The sequence below is a fragment of the Pantoea sp. E956-1 genome, from assembly GCF_982223955.1.
The window spans coordinates 1-933 of sequence record NZ_CEUYZP010000027.1 but is presented as its reverse complement, the minus strand read 5'-3'; the positions used below and the strand labels follow the sequence as shown (position 1 = coordinate 933).

Annotated in this window: 1 protein-coding gene; it reads right to left on the bottom strand. The window is 44.3% G+C overall.

Annotated elements, in window-relative coordinates:
* Nucleotides 1-124 precede the first annotated feature (124 nt).
* On the bottom strand, nucleotides 125-808 hold the full coding sequence (locus AC0T7J_RS25060) for an O-methyltransferase (protein WP_275103405.1): 684 nt from the start codon (nucleotides 806-808) through the stop codon (nucleotides 125-127).
* Between the last annotated feature and the right edge of the window lie 125 nt (nucleotides 809-933).

Sequence of the window (933 nt, the reverse complement as noted above, 5' to 3'; positions counted from 1 at the left end):
TGAGCGAGAAGCGGACATTTTGGATATAACTCATAGACATTATGAGCAGCACAGCTTTGATAATCATTTAGAAATTGTGACTAAAAGCTGGCGGTTAGTGAGTTTTTCCTAATGATAAATATCATCATCGGGTTTTAACGATAGCCATGACGAAACCATCCCATCCTTTTTCACCAACAGTCTGTACTGCTGTCGCTTCAAGGCGCTCATCCTCAGAAATCATTTCGACAAATTCTCGCAGACCTTTAACGTTCGGATCTTCACTACTGGAGTCGATTACACTGCCACCGCGCACAGTGTTATCTCCTACGATAACAGTGCCTTGTTTCGACAGTTTGATAGCCCATTCAAGATAGTGGGGGTTATTCACTTTATCGGCATCGATAAAAATCAGGTCAAAGGGAGCATTAAGTGTGGGTAAGACATCAAGTGCCGCTCCTCTATGCAATGTGACACGCTCAGCCAGCCCCGCTTTGTTTATATTCTGGCGAGCAACCTCTGCATGGTGCTCGTTGAATTCAATTGTCGTTACGCTTCCATGTGGTGGGAGAGCCCGGGCCATCCATAAGGTGCTATACCCCCCAAGCGTGCCTATTTCAAGAACACGGACGGCACGCGACATTTGAATGAAAATCGCCAGCATTTTTCCCTGTAAAGCAGAGACATCATGTGTGGGCAATCCCTGTTCTGTGTTATTGGCGAGAGCGTATTTTAAATCTACATCTTCAGGAGCGAGCTTTTCAGAAAACCAGGCATCTACCTGGGCCCACTTATCAGAATCTTGTGAAGGATAATCTGGAATTCGCATATGAAATTTATTCTCCTTAAAAACTCTATGGAAGTTTAAACGTCATTTGTTACATCTGTCGCCTATACCGATCCTGTTTGAAGATTAAAATCAGCAACGTCCGCTTCTGGCACAAAGCAGACATT

Excerpts from the sequence above, each read along its gene's own strand:
- AC0T7J_RS25060 (WP_275103405.1), bottom strand. The coding sequence starts at position 808 with ATGCGAATTCCAGATTATCCTTCACAAGATTCTGATAAGTGGGCCCAG.